Origin of the sequence: Aeromonas sp. R9-2 (assembly GCF_040908025.1) — a bacterium.
Classification (GTDB): Bacteria; Pseudomonadota; Gammaproteobacteria; order Enterobacterales; family Aeromonadaceae; genus Aeromonas; species Aeromonas veronii.
In genome coordinates this window covers 16,611-31,443 of the sequence record NZ_JBFOCX010000031.1, presented here as the reverse complement: position 1 = coordinate 31,443, position 14,833 = coordinate 16,611, and the positions used below count along the sequence as shown (strand labels likewise).

General features: G+C 62.1%; 15 protein-coding genes. 6 read left to right on the top strand and 9 right to left on the bottom strand.

What is annotated here, in order from left to right; genetic code table 11:
* Positions 1-150: 150 nt before the first annotated feature.
* Positions 151-1,167, bottom strand: a complete 1,017-nt coding sequence (locus tag AB5Y71_RS17385; protein WP_005335957.1) for a chemotaxis protein — start codon at positions 1,165-1,167, stop codon at positions 151-153.
* Between the two features lie 201 nt (positions 1,168-1,368).
* On the opposite strand from AB5Y71_RS17385, the gene AB5Y71_RS17380 reads away from it, so the two are divergent.
* Positions 1,369-2,088: an SDR family NAD(P)-dependent oxidoreductase gene (locus AB5Y71_RS17380; protein WP_368172089.1), complete on the top strand. Its 720-nt coding sequence runs from the start codon at positions 1,369-1,371 to the stop codon at positions 2,086-2,088.
* On the opposite strand, the gene AB5Y71_RS17375 is transcribed toward AB5Y71_RS17380, so the two are convergent.
* Together AB5Y71_RS17375 and AB5Y71_RS17370 are read right to left on the bottom strand one after the other, a co-directional pair.
* Positions 2,075-4,141, bottom strand: a complete 2,067-nt coding sequence (locus AB5Y71_RS17375) for a tRNA(Met) cytidine acetyltransferase TmcA (protein WP_368172088.1) — start codon at positions 4,139-4,141, stop codon at positions 2,075-2,077. The two genes, AB5Y71_RS17380 and AB5Y71_RS17375, sit on opposite strands and share 14 nt — an antisense overlap.
* Complete coding sequence (locus tag AB5Y71_RS17370) at positions 4,138-4,449, bottom strand: HlyU family transcriptional regulator (protein WP_150389778.1); 312 nt, start codon at positions 4,447-4,449, stop codon at positions 4,138-4,140. The genes AB5Y71_RS17375 and AB5Y71_RS17370 overlap by 4 nt, the downstream gene beginning before the upstream one ends.
* A 136-nt stretch (positions 4,450-4,585) precedes the next feature.
* On the opposite strand from AB5Y71_RS17370, the gene AB5Y71_RS17365 reads away from it, so the two are divergent.
* The 3 genes from AB5Y71_RS17365 (at position 4,586) to AB5Y71_RS17355 (ending at position 6,043) form a co-directional block, all read left to right on the top strand.
* The gene (locus tag AB5Y71_RS17365) at positions 4,586-4,792 is read left to right on the top strand and encodes a bacterioferritin-associated ferredoxin (protein WP_150389779.1); all 207 of its coding nucleotides are present in this window, start codon (positions 4,586-4,588) and stop codon (positions 4,790-4,792) included.
* A 144-nt stretch (positions 4,793-4,936) separates the two neighbouring features.
* Positions 4,937-5,413, top strand: a complete 477-nt coding sequence (gene bfr, locus AB5Y71_RS17360; protein ID WP_005354959.1) for a bacterioferritin — start codon at positions 4,937-4,939, stop codon at positions 5,411-5,413.
* 171 nt (positions 5,414-5,584) lie between these two features.
* Complete coding sequence (locus tag AB5Y71_RS17355; RefSeq protein ID WP_368172087.1) at positions 5,585-6,043, top strand: methylglyoxal synthase; 459 nt, start codon at positions 5,585-5,587, stop codon at positions 6,041-6,043.
* 89 nt (positions 6,044-6,132) lie between these two features.
* Here the strand turns inward: AB5Y71_RS17355 and AB5Y71_RS17350 are convergent, their stop codons facing one another.
* Complete coding sequence (locus AB5Y71_RS17350) at positions 6,133-7,284, bottom strand: iron-containing alcohol dehydrogenase (protein WP_368172086.1); 1,152 nt, start codon at positions 7,282-7,284, stop codon at positions 6,133-6,135.
* A gap of 143 nt (positions 7,285-7,427) precedes the next feature.
* Entirely contained in the window at positions 7,428-7,883 is a 456-nt protein-coding gene (locus tag AB5Y71_RS17345) for a hypothetical protein (RefSeq protein WP_019446593.1), read from the bottom strand.
* 474 nt (positions 7,884-8,357) lie between these two features.
* On the opposite strand from AB5Y71_RS17345, the gene AB5Y71_RS17340 reads away from it, so the two are divergent.
* Complete coding sequence (locus tag AB5Y71_RS17340) at positions 8,358-9,830, top strand: C69 family dipeptidase (protein WP_368172085.1); 1,473 nt, start codon at positions 8,358-8,360, stop codon at positions 9,828-9,830.
* 60 nt (positions 9,831-9,890) lie between these two features.
* Here AB5Y71_RS17340 and AB5Y71_RS17335 read toward each other — a convergent pair whose 3' ends face one another.
* The 3 genes from AB5Y71_RS17335 to AB5Y71_RS17325 are packed head-to-tail and all read right to left on the bottom strand — an operon-like array spanning position 9,891 to position 11,493.
* A complete protein-coding gene (locus AB5Y71_RS17335) occupies positions 9,891-10,637 on the bottom strand; it encodes an SDR family oxidoreductase (protein ID WP_123172293.1) in 747 nt (248 codons plus the stop codon).
* Positions 10,638-10,694: 57 nt separating this feature from the next.
* Positions 10,695-10,940 (bottom strand): DUF3624 domain-containing protein, encoded by a 246-nt coding sequence (locus tag AB5Y71_RS17330; protein WP_139495139.1) that lies wholly within the window; start codon positions 10,938-10,940, stop codon positions 10,695-10,697.
* Positions 10,941-10,971: 31 nt separating this feature from the next.
* The gene (locus tag AB5Y71_RS17325; RefSeq protein ID WP_005363198.1) at positions 10,972-11,493 is read right to left on the bottom strand and encodes a GNAT family N-acetyltransferase; all 522 of its coding nucleotides are present in this window, start codon (positions 11,491-11,493) and stop codon (positions 10,972-10,974) included.
* 186 nt (positions 11,494-11,679) lie between these two features.
* Between AB5Y71_RS17325 and AB5Y71_RS17320 the strand changes: the two genes are divergently transcribed.
* Positions 11,680-13,119 (top strand): RimK family protein, encoded by a 1,440-nt coding sequence (locus AB5Y71_RS17320; RefSeq protein WP_139495140.1) that lies wholly within the window; start codon positions 11,680-11,682, stop codon positions 13,117-13,119.
* Positions 13,120-13,203: 84 nt separating this feature from the next.
* Here the strand turns inward: AB5Y71_RS17320 and AB5Y71_RS17315 are convergent, their stop codons facing one another.
* Positions 13,204-14,832 carry an alpha-amylase family glycosyl hydrolase gene (locus tag AB5Y71_RS17315; protein WP_368172084.1) on the bottom strand — a complete coding sequence of 543 codons (1,629 nt, stop codon included), beginning with the start codon at positions 14,830-14,832 and terminating at the stop codon, positions 13,204-13,206.
* Position 14,833 lies beyond the last annotated feature (1 nt).

Here is a 14,833-nt window from a genome sequence, read left to right as displayed (position 1 = left end):
AATTATCATTACATGAATCATGTCCGGGAGACAAGGGGCGTCGGGATCGCAGTAAACAGCCAAAACAGCGCGGCCACTCCTTGGCAAGGAGTGGCCGCTTGAGGCAACCGGTCAGTGGATTCGACCGGCCAATGGCAAGTTAATGGCAGGTCAGATGTTGTTGGCGGGCGAGGGCGGGGCAATTCCAAGCAGCATGTGATCCATCATCCCCACCATGCGCCCTATCTCGGGCTTGGTGATGGTATCGTTGGCCCCAAGTTGCAGCGCTTTCTGGCGGTTGTCATCGCTCATCAGGGAGGAGAACATCACGATGGGCATCTCCTTGTAGGAGGGGGTATCCCGCAGACGCTTGAGCAGGTGCATGCCATCCATGCGCGGCATCTCCACATCGGTGATCACCGCATTGACGAAGCCGGTCACCGGCATTCTCTCCTCCTGGGCCAGACGATCGAAATCCGTCATCATCTCCAGCCCCTCTCCCCCGTCCTTGGCCGTGATCACGTTGTAACCGGCGGTGCGCAGGGTGGTCTCGATCATCTTGCGGATAAAGGCCGAGTCGTCCACTACCAGAATGGTTTTTCCCTGGCGCAGCGCCATCATGCGATCGTCGATGAGCACCTTGCGATCCTGAGTGACGTCGTACTTCTCCATGCTGAGCTCGGGGTTGATGTCGGCGATGATCTTCTCGAAATCGAGGATCATGATAAGGTTGCCATCGCGCCTGACCACGGCCACCACGCAGTCGTTCTCCCCCGCCTCCAGAAACTGGCTGGGGGACTCCACATCCTCCCAGGAGACCCGATGGATCCTGCTGACACTGTCGATCAGAAAACCGTTGGCCATCTTGTTGAAGTCAGTGACGATCACCACCTTGTGGCTGGGGTCAGGGTTGGTCTTGATGCCGAGCCACCCCGCCAGATCCACCAGCGGGATGAGGCGATCCCGCAGGGAGAATACCCCCACCATATGACGCTGGGCATTGGGGTAATCTGTGGTCTCCGGCACCCGGATCACCTCGCGCACCTTGGCGACGTTTATCCCGTAATAAGCGGTTTTTTCACGACCGTCCGGTAGCTGCTTCTTGAGGTGAAACTCGATGATCTCAAGCTCGTTGGTGCCACTTTCGGTCAGGATAGATTTACGCTCTTCCCCATCTTTGGACATCATGGTGACTCTCATTCTGGTTGCGCGGGCAGCAGACCGCTGCGGTTTTCCCTCAGTATAGGAATGGATTTCACCCAACGGCTCGGATCTCGGCAAGATTGCACCGTTAACCGCTTGATCCCGCAGACTGGCGGGAGCGTATCTGCCAATCAGAACAACATTGGCGGATGGTGAAATCCATCATGCACTCACAAGGAGCCTGAGATGAGTGAAGGTATCGTCGTGATTGGCGCTTCTGGCGGTATCGGGGCGGCTCTGGTGACACACTGGCTGGCGGCGGGTGTCGGGCCAGTGATTGCCATCAGCCGCCAGCCCGCACCTGCTGGCCTCTCATCGCCGAGTCTGCACTGGCTATGTTGTGATTACAGCGATGAGCAGATGACAGAAGTGGTGGCGCGCATCGCGGAAGTGGTGCCGAGACCGCACAGGGTGGTGATCTGCAATGGCATCCTGCATCAGGGGGAGATCCAGCCAGAGAAGCGACTCGAAGCAATCAATCTCGATGCCATGACCCGCGTCTACCAGACCAATGCCTTGCTGCCGCTGCGCTGGATCAGCCAGTTGTTACCGCTGTTTGGCCGCGAGCCTTGCACCTTGGCCGTTCTCAGTGCCCGGGTCGGCAGCATTGGCGACAACCGAGCAGGCGGCTGGTATGGCTATCGCGCATCCAAGGCAGCCCTCAACATGCTGCTCAGGTGTGCCGCCATCGAGCTGGCCCGGCGGGCCCCCGGCGTCAAATTGCTGGCCTTCCATCCCGGCACCGTGGATACCCAACTCTCCCGCCCGTTTCACGCCAATGTACCGGCGGGAAATGTGCAGAGTCCCGAGCTGGTGGCCGGCCATCTGGTTAACCTGATGAACCGGCTGCAACCGGATGGCGAACTGAGCTTTCTCGACTGGCAAGGCAAACCTATCGAGTGGTAGGGGAGATCAGGAGACGCGCCAGCAGTGCCCGCAAACTCTTGATCACTGCGGGCTTGCCCGCCAGTTGCAACCTCGCAGCCAGCGCCCCCCACTCTGCGTATTGCCAGATGGGGGCAATCAGCAGAGCACGCTCGTCAGGAGTCAGTGAAGCCAACACATCCAGATTGCCCGCCAGCCACAACTGCAGGCTGGATTGGCTCAGTTCGAACGGCTTGTGGTGCAGGGCAAAGCATTCAATCTCGTCGCGCTCGAACTCGCCAAGCTCCGGCGCGGTGACGGCACTGCCTTGCAGGCATTGCCATACCAACTCGGGATCCAACAAGCTCAACTCGCCGGCCAGCAGGGTCGGCAGCTGGCGTACAAAACGCTGCTGCCACAGATCCAGCTCGGGCTCATGCTCGGGTTTCAGCGCTTTGAGCAGCAGAGCTGCGTGGCAGCCGCTGGCGGCATCCCGCTGCAGGCCGATGCGCAGCACCGCCAGTCCGGCCTTGCGCCAGAAGGGAAGCAGGTCGGCGCTGGCCGAAAAGGCCGAGCCGAGGTAGTCGGTGTCAATCTGGCGATAGTGATCCTCAAGCTTGCCAAGCAGCAGCGACCCCAGACCGTGGCGATGCAGCTCGGGGTGGATGGCGATGCGCATCACCCGGGCGTAGCTGCGCCCCCCCGCCGTTTTGAAACCGGCGTGGGCCAGCAGCGACTGGGGCAGCAGATGGCCGCGAGGACGGCGACGCCCGGCCCAGATCGCCTCGGCCAGCTCGGGCTCTATCCCCCCTTCCCGCGCCACCAAGGCCACTCCCAGCAGGCTCGCATCCTGCTCCAGCAGATGGATATCGAGATCCGGGCTCTCCAGCAGGGACCTGAGATCGCTCGGTGTGGTCTGGTAGTGAGCCAGCACCAGCAAGCCGAACAGCTGGTTGAGCAACGCCTCGTCGCTCGCCAGCGCCTCCTGGTTGACCAGACGCCAGCTCGGGCTGATCGGCGGCAAGGGAGTTGCTACTTCGGCATTGAGGCCGAGCAGGCGGAAGATCAGCGGCTCCAGCGGATCGCGCTCACTCCAGCGAATGGGCTCAGAGAGGTGGATCTCCTGCCACTCCGGGGTCTGGCTATCGAGCACCCGCTTGAAGCGCAGATGAAAACCGCGCCCCGTCCCTTCGTAACCGTGCTCGGTGGTGGCAAACACAATGCGGCTATGGCGGGCCAGCATGGCTTCAAGCAGCGGTGTCGGAATGGCGGCCGCTTCATCCACCAGCAGCAGATCGGGATTCATCGCCTCGTGCACCAGCCGATCCGGCGAACAGTAGCTCAGCCCACTCAGCTGTTCAGGCGTGGTATCGAGCCCGCGAGCGGCGTGGGCAAACAGGGTCGCCACTGTTGCCTGCGATGGGGCAGTCACCACTATGTTCAGCGCGGGCTGCTGACGCAGCAGTTCGGCGGCGGCCAGCCCCAGCAGCGCACTCTTGCCACGACCGCGGTCGGCACTCAGCACCTGCGGCCGGCGGCGATGACCGTGCAACACCTTGTGGATGGCGGGCAGTGCCCGCGCCTGATCGCAGCTCAATGGCTGCTCGGGCCCAAGCGGTTGCCACGGCTGCGAGCAAATCGGCGGCGCCAGCGAGAGGGCAGGATCCCCGTCCAGCAACCGCACCAGCCGGGCGATAAAGCCGTGACCGGCCCGACTGGCCTCCTCCGGCTGGGCCACCAGCCGGATCCGGTCGGGATCCGGCCATGCGGGCCACTGCGCTCTGGGTGGCGTCAACAGCAACAGCAAGCCACCGGCGCGCAGAGTGCCAGCCAGCGCCCCGAAGGCGTCGGGATGAAAGCCGCTGAAGGCGTTGAACACCAGCGTGTCGCACTCCTGACCAAGCCGCTGCAGCGCCTTGGCGGCCGGTTGCGGGGCATAGCACTCGGGCCCGGCTCCCAGCCAGAAGACCGTCTCGCCGAGCAGGGATTGGGCGCGGGCAATGCAGTCGGCCTCCTCCCCCTCCAGCCAGATCAGGCGCCGTTCACCGGCGCGGGCCAGCGCCTCGCGCAGGCTGTTGAGCTCTTGCGGCGTCATGAAGCCTGGCTGTCAGCCGGTTTGCGGGGCTCGAACATGCGCTCCCCCATCTGATCGATAAAGGTGTGAGCCTTCTGCACCATGAAGCGCTCGGCATCGGCCGGGTTGGCAAACAGATCGGAGCGGATAAAGCGGTGGGTTTGCAGCACGCCGTCCACCTCTTTGGTGATGCGGCCTGCCAGCCGATACTGGCCACCTTCGGCCATGGGTTCCGGATAGATGAGATAGCCGGCATATTCGGTGGGAGTGACTTCCGGCGCCTTGGTCGGCTCCCCCCCGAACAGGGCGCTGAACAGTTTCTTGAGCATGGTGATCTCCTCTGGTTGCCAGCATTGTCCCCAAGGGGTTGCACAGTGGCAAGCAGGGGATCTTATTACCAATGGTTATTTGCACTACGAACCATTCTCATTTAGATTTCATCTCATTACACAAGAGGTGATCATCATGTACGTCTGTTTGTGCCGCGGCATCACAGATACCCAGATCCGCAAAGCGGTGCAGTCAGGTAAAAGCGAATTCCGCCAACTCAAGCAGTCGCTCGAGGTGGGCGCCCAATGTGGCAAATGCGTGCGCATGACCATGGAGATCATTGCCGCCGAGCTCGACAAGATGGAGCAGGAGCAACACGTGCTCTACTACGAAGTGGCCTGATCCGGACACCTCTTTTCTGATGTGACCCGCCAACAGGATCACCCCTTTTCTCAGGCGAGCTGGCTCGCCAGACCTCTTGTTGTCACTTTTCTGGACTAAGCTCTAACGATCGGAGCCTCAGGCACGAACCAAGGAGCACTGTCGATGAAAGGAGATCCCAAGATCATTGCCCACCTCAACAAGGTGCTGGCCAATGAGCTGATTGCCATCAACCAATACTTCCTGCACGCCCGCATCTACGATGACTGGGGCCTCAAGGCGCTCGGGCACAAGGAGTATCACGAGTCTATCGATGAGATGAAACACGCCGACGAGCTGGTCAAGCGCGTGCTGTTTCTCGAAGGGCTGCCCAATTTGCAGGATCTGGGCAAGCTGCGTATCGGTGAAACGGTGGAAGAGATGCTGCGCTGCGACCTCTCGCTGGAGATGGATGCCATCCCCGACCTCAAGGTAGCCATCGCCTACGCCGAGTCGGTGCAGGACTACATCAGCCGCGACCTGTTCCAGGAGATCCTGGAGGATGAGGAGGAGCACGTGGACTGGCTGGAGACCCAGCTCGATCTTATCGATCGCATCGGGCTGGAGAACTACCAGCAGTCGCAACTGCATCACGGCTCCTGAGCCAGCAGGCCAGCAAGCAAAGAGACCCGCCAGCGCGGGTCTCTTCATTTGAGCAGCCATGACCCGAAAACTTTTCGACAGGATCACAGTTAATACGCCCGACACAGCATCTGTCATGGCTTTCGATTAGGATACGACTCTCTTCCAATAACAATGCTACGGACGATTTCCATGGAACAGATTGCACGCGAGATGGCGCCCCACAAACGGGTGGCACTGGTCGCTCACGACAACATGAAAAACCCTCTGCTGAACTGGGTCATGCGCCGCAAGGAGGAGCTCAAGCTCCACCACATCTATGCCACCGGCACCACCGGCACCATGCTCGGCAAAAAGGCCGAGCTGCCCATCACCTGCCTCTTCTCCGGCCCCATGGGTGGCGACCAGCAGCTTGGCGCACTGATTGCCGAAGGGAAGATCGATGTGCTGATCTTCTTTTGGGATCCCCTCAATGCGGTGCCGCACGACCCGGATGTGAAGGCGCTGCTGCGACTTGCTGCGGTGTGGAACATCCCGGTTGCCACCAACGAAGCGACCGCCGACTTCATCATGGACAGCCCCCATATGCGACAGGCGTTCAGCGTGCAGATCCCGGACTACGCCGGCTACCTCAAGGCGCGTACCGAGTGATCGGCTAACCCGTCATGCAAGAGGGCCGCAACAAGCGGCCCTCTTTAATTGGGAAAATGCATCAGCCAGGGAAACAAATCGACGCTGGCTTATAGCGCGCGGGCGAGAATGCGTGCCACCCGATCCGGGTCGATATCCTGCTGCTCACCGAGCGCAGTGCGCCCCACCCGCTTGAGGTTGGAGCAGACCGCCGGAATGCAACTTTCGCTGAGGCCATAGTCGGCCAGCCGGGTACTCAGTCCCATCTTCTGGAAGAACTGCTCGGTGCGGATAATCGCCTCTTCGATGCGCAGGGCCTTGTCCTCGCGGGTCGAATGCCACACCCGCTCGGCAAACTGGGCCAGCTTGTCCTGCTTCTGGCTCGCCCGCTCACGGAGCAGCGAAGGGAGCACCACCGCCAGACTCTGGCCATGATCCAACCCGTAGAGCGCCGTCAGCTGATGGCCGATGGCGTGAGAGGCCCAATCCTGCGGCACTCCACAACCGATAAGGCCGTTGAGTGCCAGACTGGCCGCCCACATCAGATTGGCCCGCACCTGATAGTTGGTAGGCTCCGCCAGCGCCCTGGGGCCATTCTCCACCAGCACCTGCAGCAAACCTTCCGCCAGCCGATCCTGTACCTCGCCTCCCACCGGAAAGGTGAGGTACTGCTCGGCAATATGGACGAAGGCATCCACCACTCCATTGCCGGTCTGGCGAGGCGGCAGACTGTAGGTGGTCGCCGGATCGAGCACCGCAAATTGCGGCTGCACCAGCGAGCTTCTGAAGGAGATCTTCACATCCCCCCGGCTCACCACCGAGGTGGGATTGCTCTCGGAGCCGGTCGCCGGCAGGGTCAGCACGCAGCCCATCGGCAGCGCCTTGTGCACGCTCGCCTGCTTGCCACAGATATCCCAAGGATCATCCCCCTCGTAGCAGGCGGCCGCCGCAACAAACTTGGTGCCATCGACTACCGAGCCGCCACCGACCGCCAGCAGGAAGTCGATGCGCTCGCGCTTCACCTGCGCCACCGCCTCCATCAACAGCTCGTATCTGGGATTGGCGCCGATGCCGGAAAACTCCTGCCACGTCACCCCTTCCAGCGCCCGGGTCAGCTGCTCATAGACGCCGTTTTGCTTGATGCTGCCGCCACCGTAGAGCACCAGCAGCCGGCTGCCGGACGGGATCAGTTCGGGCAGGCTGGCGATCTGCCCCTCGCCGAAACAGATGCGGGTCGGATTGGCATATTGGAAGTTGTACACGGCGGACTCCTCGACTGGCTCAATGCGCGGACATTGTGCGCCTGTGGGGAGGTGAGGTCAAAAGAGGTGGCAGAAGCTTGCCCATCGGCGGTCGACACTGGCCCATCGGTGCCGACCGGGTAGATCTCAGAACAGCGGCAGGATCAGGCAGTTTTGGCCTCATCTTTGGATGAGCTCTTCTTGCCGGTCAGGCGATCCATCGCCTCCTTGAGCATCGCCTCTCGCTGCTCGTTGAGCGGCTTGCTCTGCTCCGCCCGCTCTTCCGGCGTCAGCTTCTTGTTATCGGCGATGGTCTTGAGCTTCTCTTCGATCTCGTTGAACTTCTTGCGATCGAAACCAAGCGCCTTGTCCACCAACTGCTGCACCACGCCCCCCTTGTCGGAGCTCATATCGAGCGCCGGCGGCAACTTGTTGTTCTTGGCCAGATGTTCATAGGTCAGCACCTGCTGGGCCTGACCGGTCATGCGTTGGGTGGAGAGGCTGACCATCTCCTCCCAGCCACCGCCCTGACCGCCGCTACTGGCACTGTTGAGGGTAGCGAGGGCGCGGTTGTTGGATGCGCTCTGGGCAAGCTGCTGGCTGTAGGGTTTGATATCCATGGGGGCTCCAATTCAGTGCGCATCTGCGGCAATGGGCACAGGCTGATCCGGTCACATGGGGCGTCATGCCCCACCATTATCAATTAAACCAGCAAGTTACAGGCCAACTTGTCAGATGGTGCAAGATCCCGCGCTATGGCGGATCTCACCACGCCCCACACGCAAGGCTGGCGTCAGAATCATGACTCATCTGCTGCCGGTTCTCGCTGTTTTGGCACATTTCGCCGTCCACGCACCACGACGCCAGAGAAAAGTCAGGAACAGCCGTTCGATCACAAAACAAACAACCAGCGAGGCATACAATTTTAGCGCACATCACAACCAGCCAGCCGTGTCATGGATGATCTGTTCGTCAAACCAATAACAGGCAGACCAATCTGCCGTGCTCGCTCCGCTGCCAGTTCGGAGTTGCAGCCTCCCCACACCTCATCCCCTCGTCTGACTCTCACTCACCGCAACCCTTCGGGTACACCTATGAAAAAACACACCTTGAGTCTTCTCTCAGCCACCCTGCTCACCCTGCTTGGCACCAGTGCCGACGCCTGTACCGGCCTTATCGTCGGCAAGGGCGCCAGTGCCGATGGCAGCGTGATGATCGCCAGAAACGAGGATTTTGGCGTCAACAACTGGAACAAGTACCTCGCCTTCCGGCCCGCGCAGCAGAACGAGGGCAAACTCTGGAAGTTGGGCAACGGGCTGGAAGTGCCGATGCCCAAGGCATTTTTCGCCTACTCCGCCATCCACGACTGGGATGCCACAACCAACGACCCGGCAGGCAAATATTATGAGGAGCGCGGCATCAACGAGTTCAACGTCGCCATCTCGGCCACCACCAGTGCCGAGGTCAACGACAAGGCCCGGAAAGCCGATCCGCTGATCGAGAAGGGAGTGATTGAAGCCATCATCCCGACCCTGATCCTGCCGCAGGCCAAGACGGCCAAAGAGGGGGTCGAGCTGCTTGGACGCTATGTGGAGCAATATGGCGCCGGTGAGGGCAACAGCCTCTATCTGGCAGATGTGAACGAAGCCTGGCTGATGGAGATCGGCTCCGGCCACCACTGGATCGCGGTGCGGGTGCCGGACGACAGCTACGCCATGGTGGCCAACGGCCTGCGCATCCACGGCGTCAATCTCGACAGCGCCGATGTGCTGCACTCGCCCAAGCTGCTGGAATTTGTACGCGCACACAAACTGCTGGATAACGCCGATCCGAAAGATTTCAACTTCGCCAAAGCGTTCGGGGTGATTGCCGATCCCTACAACGTGGATCGGGAGTGGCTCGGCCAGAACATGCTGACCGCCTCCCACAAACAGGCGACCCGGCAGGCACAATATCCGCTCTTTATGAAGCCGGATTCCCCCATCGCCGTGCCGGACGTGGCCAGACTGCTGAGCGCCACCTATGACGGCACGTTGCTGGCAGGCAAGGCGGAGCGGCCGATCCGCGTCGATCGCCAGCTGGAATCCCACGTCATCCAGCTGCGCAAGGAGATGCCCAAAGAGCTGCAGGGATTGATCTGGCAGAGTTACGGCGTGCTGGCCGAATCTGTGATGGTGCCGATCTACAACGCGCTGGAATCCTACCCCCTGCCCTATCGCACCGGCAGCGACAGCTACTCCGATGATTCCGCCTACTGGCAGTTCCGCAGCCTGACTGCGCTGGCCAGCGCCGATCCGGACAAGTATCTGCCGCTGCTGCGCGGCGTCTGGAGCAAGGAGAGCAACAAGCTCTACAAGGAGGTCGCCGTGCTCGACCAGAGCCTGAAGCAGGCCTATGCCAGCGACAAGGCTACCGCCATCGGGCTGGCTGCCGACTACTCCTATGGCCAGTTGGAGCAGACCTATCAGATGGCCAAAACGCTGCGCTACAAGCTGATGACGGACCTGACCAAGCGCAGCGAGAAGAAGTATTCGCCGGAGGAGTTCAAGAAGATCATGAGCCTGTAATCGGCTCGCCAATGCAAAGAGGCTCCCACGGGAGCCTCTTTGTTTCAACCAATGCAGCGATCAGCGACGGCTGATATTGAGCGGGCCGAAGGTCTGCGCCACCGGCATGATTTCGATGCTGTTGATGTTGACGTGGGCCGGTTGCTGGCTCACCCAGAGCACGGTATTGGCGATATCTTCCGGCTGGATCGCCTCCACCCCCTGATAGACGGAGGCCGCCTTGGCATCGTCACCGTGGAAGCGCACGTTGGAGAACTCGGTGCCGCCGCACAGGCCCGGCTCCACGTTGGTGACGCGGATGGCGGTGCCCGCCAGATCGGCGCGCAGGTTGAGGCTGAACTGCTTCACGAACGCCTTGGTGGCGCCGTAGACGTTGCCGCCCGGATAGGGGTAGGTGCCCGCGATGGAGCCGATGTTGATGACGTGGCCGCGATTGCGCGCCACCATGCCCGGCAGCAGCAGTCGGGTGAGCAGGGTCAGGCCGCTGATGTTGGTGGCAATCATCTGCTCCCAATCTTCCAGATCCGCCTTGTGGGCCGGCTCCAGCCCCAGCGCCAGACCGGCGTTGTTGACCAGCAGATCCACTTCGCTCCACTCGGCTGGCAGAGCGGCGATGGCGGCGCGGGTAGCCGCCTTGTCCTGCACATCGAATGCCAGCGGCAGGAACTGTTCGCCCAGCTCGTCGGCCAGCGCAGCCAGCCGCTCGGCACGGCGACCGGTACCGATCACCTTGTAGCCCGCCTGCACCAGCTGGCGGCTGATGGACTCACCAAAACCGGACGAGGCGCCCGTTACCATTGCTATCATCTGAACCTCCATTATCTCAACCGATATTGTTATTTATGTTGTTGAAACCAATCTGATTTATTCATCGCTCAATTCACGTCCGGTCGCCTTGCGCCAGACAAAAACCGCCAGATGGAGCAGCAACAAGCCCGAGCCACCCAGCGCAAACAACAGGCCGGTGAGGGCGTTGACCGAAGTGTCGGCACCGCACCACCACCAGACCAGCCAGCCAATCAGGCCGATGACGAAGGTCTGGATGGCGCAGACCGGACAGCGCCCCAGCTTGGCCCTTATGGCGGTGGCAAGACAGTTGTCGCAGCTCATCCTGCTCCTCGATTCTGCTCGTTCAACATGATCAGTTGGCCTGCGCAGAGGGCTTGCGCGCCTGAGTGCGAGCCACTCTGCGCCGCTCACGCTCCTCGTCGCTCACCAGCGGCAGCACCAGCCGGTGGGCGTGCTGGTCGCGGCCATAGTAGTCCGCCAGCCGCTGCTGGGGGCGAAATCCCAATCCCTGATAGAGCGCCAGCGCCTCTTCGTTGGCGTCCCCCACTTCGAGGCGAATCGCCCCCCAGCCAGCGGCCTTGCCCTCGCGGATCACCTGCTCCAGCAGACGGCGGGCCCAGCCCAGACGGCGCACCGTCCAGCGGATGGCCAGCGCCTGAATGACCAGCCGATCCCAGCCTCTGTGCTCCAGCAGGCAGAGATAGCCCATCAGCTGATGTTTCTCGTCCAGCAGCAACAGGGTGCGCCCCTTGGCGTGGGCCAGCAGATAGTGCCAGCGGCTGCGGCCAAAGGCGACTTCGGGAGGAAAACAATAGCGTTCCAGATTCACGATGGCGCCCAGATCATCGGTTCGGGCCGCACGTACGGTCAACACGGGGAGTCCTTGTTCGGTTATTTATCCTCAGCACCAAAAATGCGACTTGTATCACAAGTTACCAAGGCGTCATATTAGGCACTGTAACCTCTTGTTTCCCCTCGCGCCATTGTCGTGCTTGTCGGTGCATCGAAGCCCACTGGGGATCCTGCCTGTTCAGGCAGTCTGATCTGTGGAGCCGAAAATATGAGTACCTATGTCATCGTCGAAGAGCTGGGCGACTGGCCTTGCCATGCCGATTATCTGCTGACCGCCCGCACCTATCTGCAACATGGCGTGCCGACCACCGGCGGCCGACCCCGCATCATCAACCTCTGCCGCAATCTGGAGCACCTGAGCGCAGGCTACTACTGCTCGCTGCTGGCCCAGGCCCGCGGCCACCACTGCCTGCCGGGTCTGCAGGCCATCAGCCGACTGCAACCCCAGCAGCCACCGGCCAAGCTGTGGCGCAAGGCACAGGGGTGGCTGGCCCAGCAGAGCGAGGATCGGATCCGGGTACGCGCCATCTTCGGCCAGTGTGAACAGAGCGAGCTGGCGGGGCTGGCCCGCTACTACTATGGCCTGAGCCAGCTGCCGCTGCAGGAGCTGACCCTCAAGCGCGGCCGCCACGGCTGGTCGGTGCGCCAGCAGCAGAGCCTGTCGCCGCTGGAGCTGAGCCCAAGCGAGAAAGAGTTGATGCTGCACCACGCTCAGGCACTGGTGGGGACCGGTGACGAGGAGCAGGCGGCGCAGCTCTACCAGCTCGCCATTCTGGTGGATCCCGATGACGGCCGTGCCAGCAGTGACGGGCTGGCGCTGGAGCGCTTTATCCGTGCTGCTGCAGCCCAAGGCATCCGGGCCGAGATCCTGCCACCGTCGGCCATAGAGCGGCTGCCGGAGTTCGATACCCTCTGGCTGCGCGCCGAAACCGCAGTCGGCCACTACACCTTCGAATTTGCCCATCGCGCCGAACAGCTCAAGATGCCGGTGATCGACAGCTCCCGCGCCATCTTGGCCTGCAGCAACAAACTCTACCTCTACGAGCTGATGGTGCGCAGCGGCGTGCCCATGCCGCCCACCATGGTGGTCACCCGCCGCGGCCGCCACCATGTGGACGAGCTGGTACAGCGGCTCGGCCTGCCGCTGATGGTGAAGGTGCCCGACGGGGCGCAGGGACGGGATCTGGCCATGGCCAGCGATGAGCAGCAGCTGGCCCGCCTGCTGGACGAGGGGCTGGGCCGCTCCGCCCTGCTCTTGGTGCAGAGCCGGATCCCCGCCGAGTTCGACTGGCGCATCGGCTTTCTCGACGGCTCGCCGCTGTTTGCCTGCCGCCGCTACCGGCCCGAACCCGGCAACCGCATCCGCCGCCGCAAGCACCCCCTCGACATGAGCCGCATCGAGGCGCTGCCGCTTAACGAGGTGCCGGAGCGGGTACTGCAGACCGCTCGCCGCGCCGTCCATCAGCTCGGTAATGGCCTCTACGGGCTCGATTTGCGCCAGCAGGGGCGCGACTGCGTGCTGCTGGAGATCGTCGACAACCCCTGGATCCGCGGCGATATCGAAGACAAGGAGGCGCAGGATCTCTACGAGCGACTGGCCCGCGCCTTCCGCCAGCGGCTGGAAAACCGGGGCCAGAGCACCGCATAACCCCGCCATGACTTTGTCGCCCACAATGACAGAGAGGGCCCCGCGATGGGACCCTCTCTCATATCAAAGCGTGCTGTGGCTGACTTATTGCAGACGCAGGAAACGCCCGCTCAAGGGCAGTATCTCCACCGTCACGCTGCTGCCGCCAATGGCCAGACTCTCGCCGCTTTGCAGATCCACCAGCGCGCTGCCGCTGCGCAGTTTGCCCGCCGGCAGGTTGTAGCTGAGCGCCGTGGTGGAGAGGTTGAGCAGGTAGACTATCTGCTCCCCCGCCGTCTGCTTGATGTCACCATAGAGACTGCCCTCGGCCACCAGTTTGACTCGCTCTCCCTGATAGAGAGCGGGGTGCGCGGCACGCATCGCCAGCAGCTGGGCCAGCCACTCTTTCAGCTCGGCCTGTTCGCTACTTGGCACAAAACCGGTGACAGCGGGCACCTTGCCATCGCTGCGGGCCACATGATCGTCGCACAAGCCCTGCGCTGCGCAGTCACCACCAACCTTGGCGGCAAAGCCCGGCACCTCGTCGCCAAACTCCTCGCCATAGTAGAAGGTGATGGGGCCGGAGCGGGCAGCGAGGAAACTGAAGGCCGCCTTGTGGCGCTGCCAGTACTCGGTCGACTTGAAGTTGCCACGCTCCAGCAGATCACCAAAACGCACCAGATCGTGGTTGCCCAGCATCAGGTTCGGCATGGCGTGATTCGGGTAGTTCTCCACCTTGTTCCAGCTGGCGTCGAGCACGCTGGCCCCCTGCCCGCCCTTGCCGGACTCCTCCACTGCCAGCGCCTGCACGATGCCGTAGCGCAACGGGAAGTCAAAGGCTGAGGAGAGCGCCGGATTGTCGCTGCTGCCGTAAGCCTGGGCGCGAATGTCGTCAGCCCCCTTCCACACCTCGCCCACCATATAGCCGAGAGTGCCCCACTGCTGCCCTGCCGCCTTGCGCGCTGCGCTGGCCTGCTCCACCTCGCTGCGAATGGCGCGCCAATCATCCAGCCCAAGCTGATAGGCCTGATCGAGGCGCCAGCCGTCGATGCCGTACTGCTCGACCCAGTAGCGGGCTACCTCCTTGAAGTAAGCGAGGCTCTCCGGCTTGCTGTAATCCACCAGTTGGCCGGGATAACCTGCACCGCCGCTGGTGAGGGCTGGCAGACGCCCCTCTGGCGAGGGCTTGCTCACCCCCACCTTGTTGACGTGGCCAAACACCCCGTCGAGGAAGACATGGAGGCCGCGCTGGTGCGCCCCGTCCACCAGCTGCTTGAGCTTGGCATTGCTGCCGAAGTTGGGGTCCACGGTGAAAAAGTCGCAGGCGAAGTAGCCGGTGGCATCGAGCTTGTTATCGCCGCCTTGCCCCGCGCAGGAGTCGAACACCGGGGTGAGCCAGATAGCGTTGACGTTGAGACTCTTGATGTGGTCGAGACTGTCGATGATCCCCTGCAGATCGCCGTTGTGCTGGGAGGGGCCATAGCCAACGCCGTAGTTGGCGCTGCCGTCACCATCGGCAAACGACTCCACCATCACCTGATAGATGCGCAGGTTGCAGGCGGGTTGATCGTCGCCATAGCAGGCACGACTGGCCGTGGCGACCGGAGGGTGGGTGACCGGCGGATTGACGACGGGGGGAGCGCTCTCCCCGCCTGAACTCCCGCTGCCGCCGCAAGCCGCAAGTAACAGGGCGGCCCCGAGCAGGCCGCCATAGCGCAACGTTCCCTGTTTCATT

What these genes read in the sequence shown, in the direction of transcription:
- AB5Y71_RS17385 (WP_005335957.1), bottom strand. Translation starts at nt 1,167, where the DNA reads ATGATGTCCAAAGATGGGGAAGAGCGTAAATCTATCCTGACCGAAAGT.
- AB5Y71_RS17380 (WP_368172089.1), top strand. Translation starts at nt 1,369, where the DNA reads ATGAGTGAAGGTATCGTCGTGATTGGCGCTTCTGGCGGTATCGGGGCG.
- AB5Y71_RS17375 (WP_368172088.1), bottom strand. Translation starts at nt 4,141, where the DNA reads ATGACGCCGCAAGAGCTCAACAGCCTGCGCGAGGCGCTGGCCCGCGCC.
- AB5Y71_RS17370 (WP_150389778.1), bottom strand. Translation starts at nt 4,449, where the DNA reads ATGCTCAAGAAACTGTTCAGCGCCCTGTTCGGGGGGGAGCCGACCAAG.
- AB5Y71_RS17365 (WP_150389779.1), top strand. Translation starts at nt 4,586, where the DNA reads ATGTACGTCTGTTTGTGCCGCGGCATCACAGATACCCAGATCCGCAAA.
- bfr (WP_005354959.1), top strand. Translation starts at nt 4,937, where the DNA reads ATGAAAGGAGATCCCAAGATCATTGCCCACCTCAACAAGGTGCTGGCC.
- AB5Y71_RS17355 (WP_368172087.1), top strand. Translation starts at nt 5,585, where the DNA reads ATGGAACAGATTGCACGCGAGATGGCGCCCCACAAACGGGTGGCACTG.
- AB5Y71_RS17345 (WP_019446593.1), bottom strand. Translation starts at nt 7,883, where the DNA reads ATGGATATCAAACCCTACAGCCAGCAGCTTGCCCAGAGCGCATCCAAC.
- AB5Y71_RS17340 (WP_368172085.1), top strand. Translation starts at nt 8,358, where the DNA reads ATGAAAAAACACACCTTGAGTCTTCTCTCAGCCACCCTGCTCACCCTG.
- AB5Y71_RS17335 (WP_123172293.1), bottom strand. Translation starts at nt 10,637, where the DNA reads ATGATAGCAATGGTAACGGGCGCCTCGTCCGGTTTTGGTGAGTCCATC.
- AB5Y71_RS17330 (WP_139495139.1), bottom strand. Translation starts at nt 10,940, where the DNA reads ATGAGCTGCGACAACTGTCTTGCCACCGCCATAAGGGCCAAGCTGGGG.
- AB5Y71_RS17320 (WP_139495140.1), top strand. Translation starts at nt 11,680, where the DNA reads ATGAGTACCTATGTCATCGTCGAAGAGCTGGGCGACTGGCCTTGCCAT.
- AB5Y71_RS17315 (WP_368172084.1), bottom strand. Translation starts at nt 14,832, where the DNA reads ATGAAACAGGGAACGTTGCGCTATGGCGGCCTGCTCGGGGCCGCCCTG.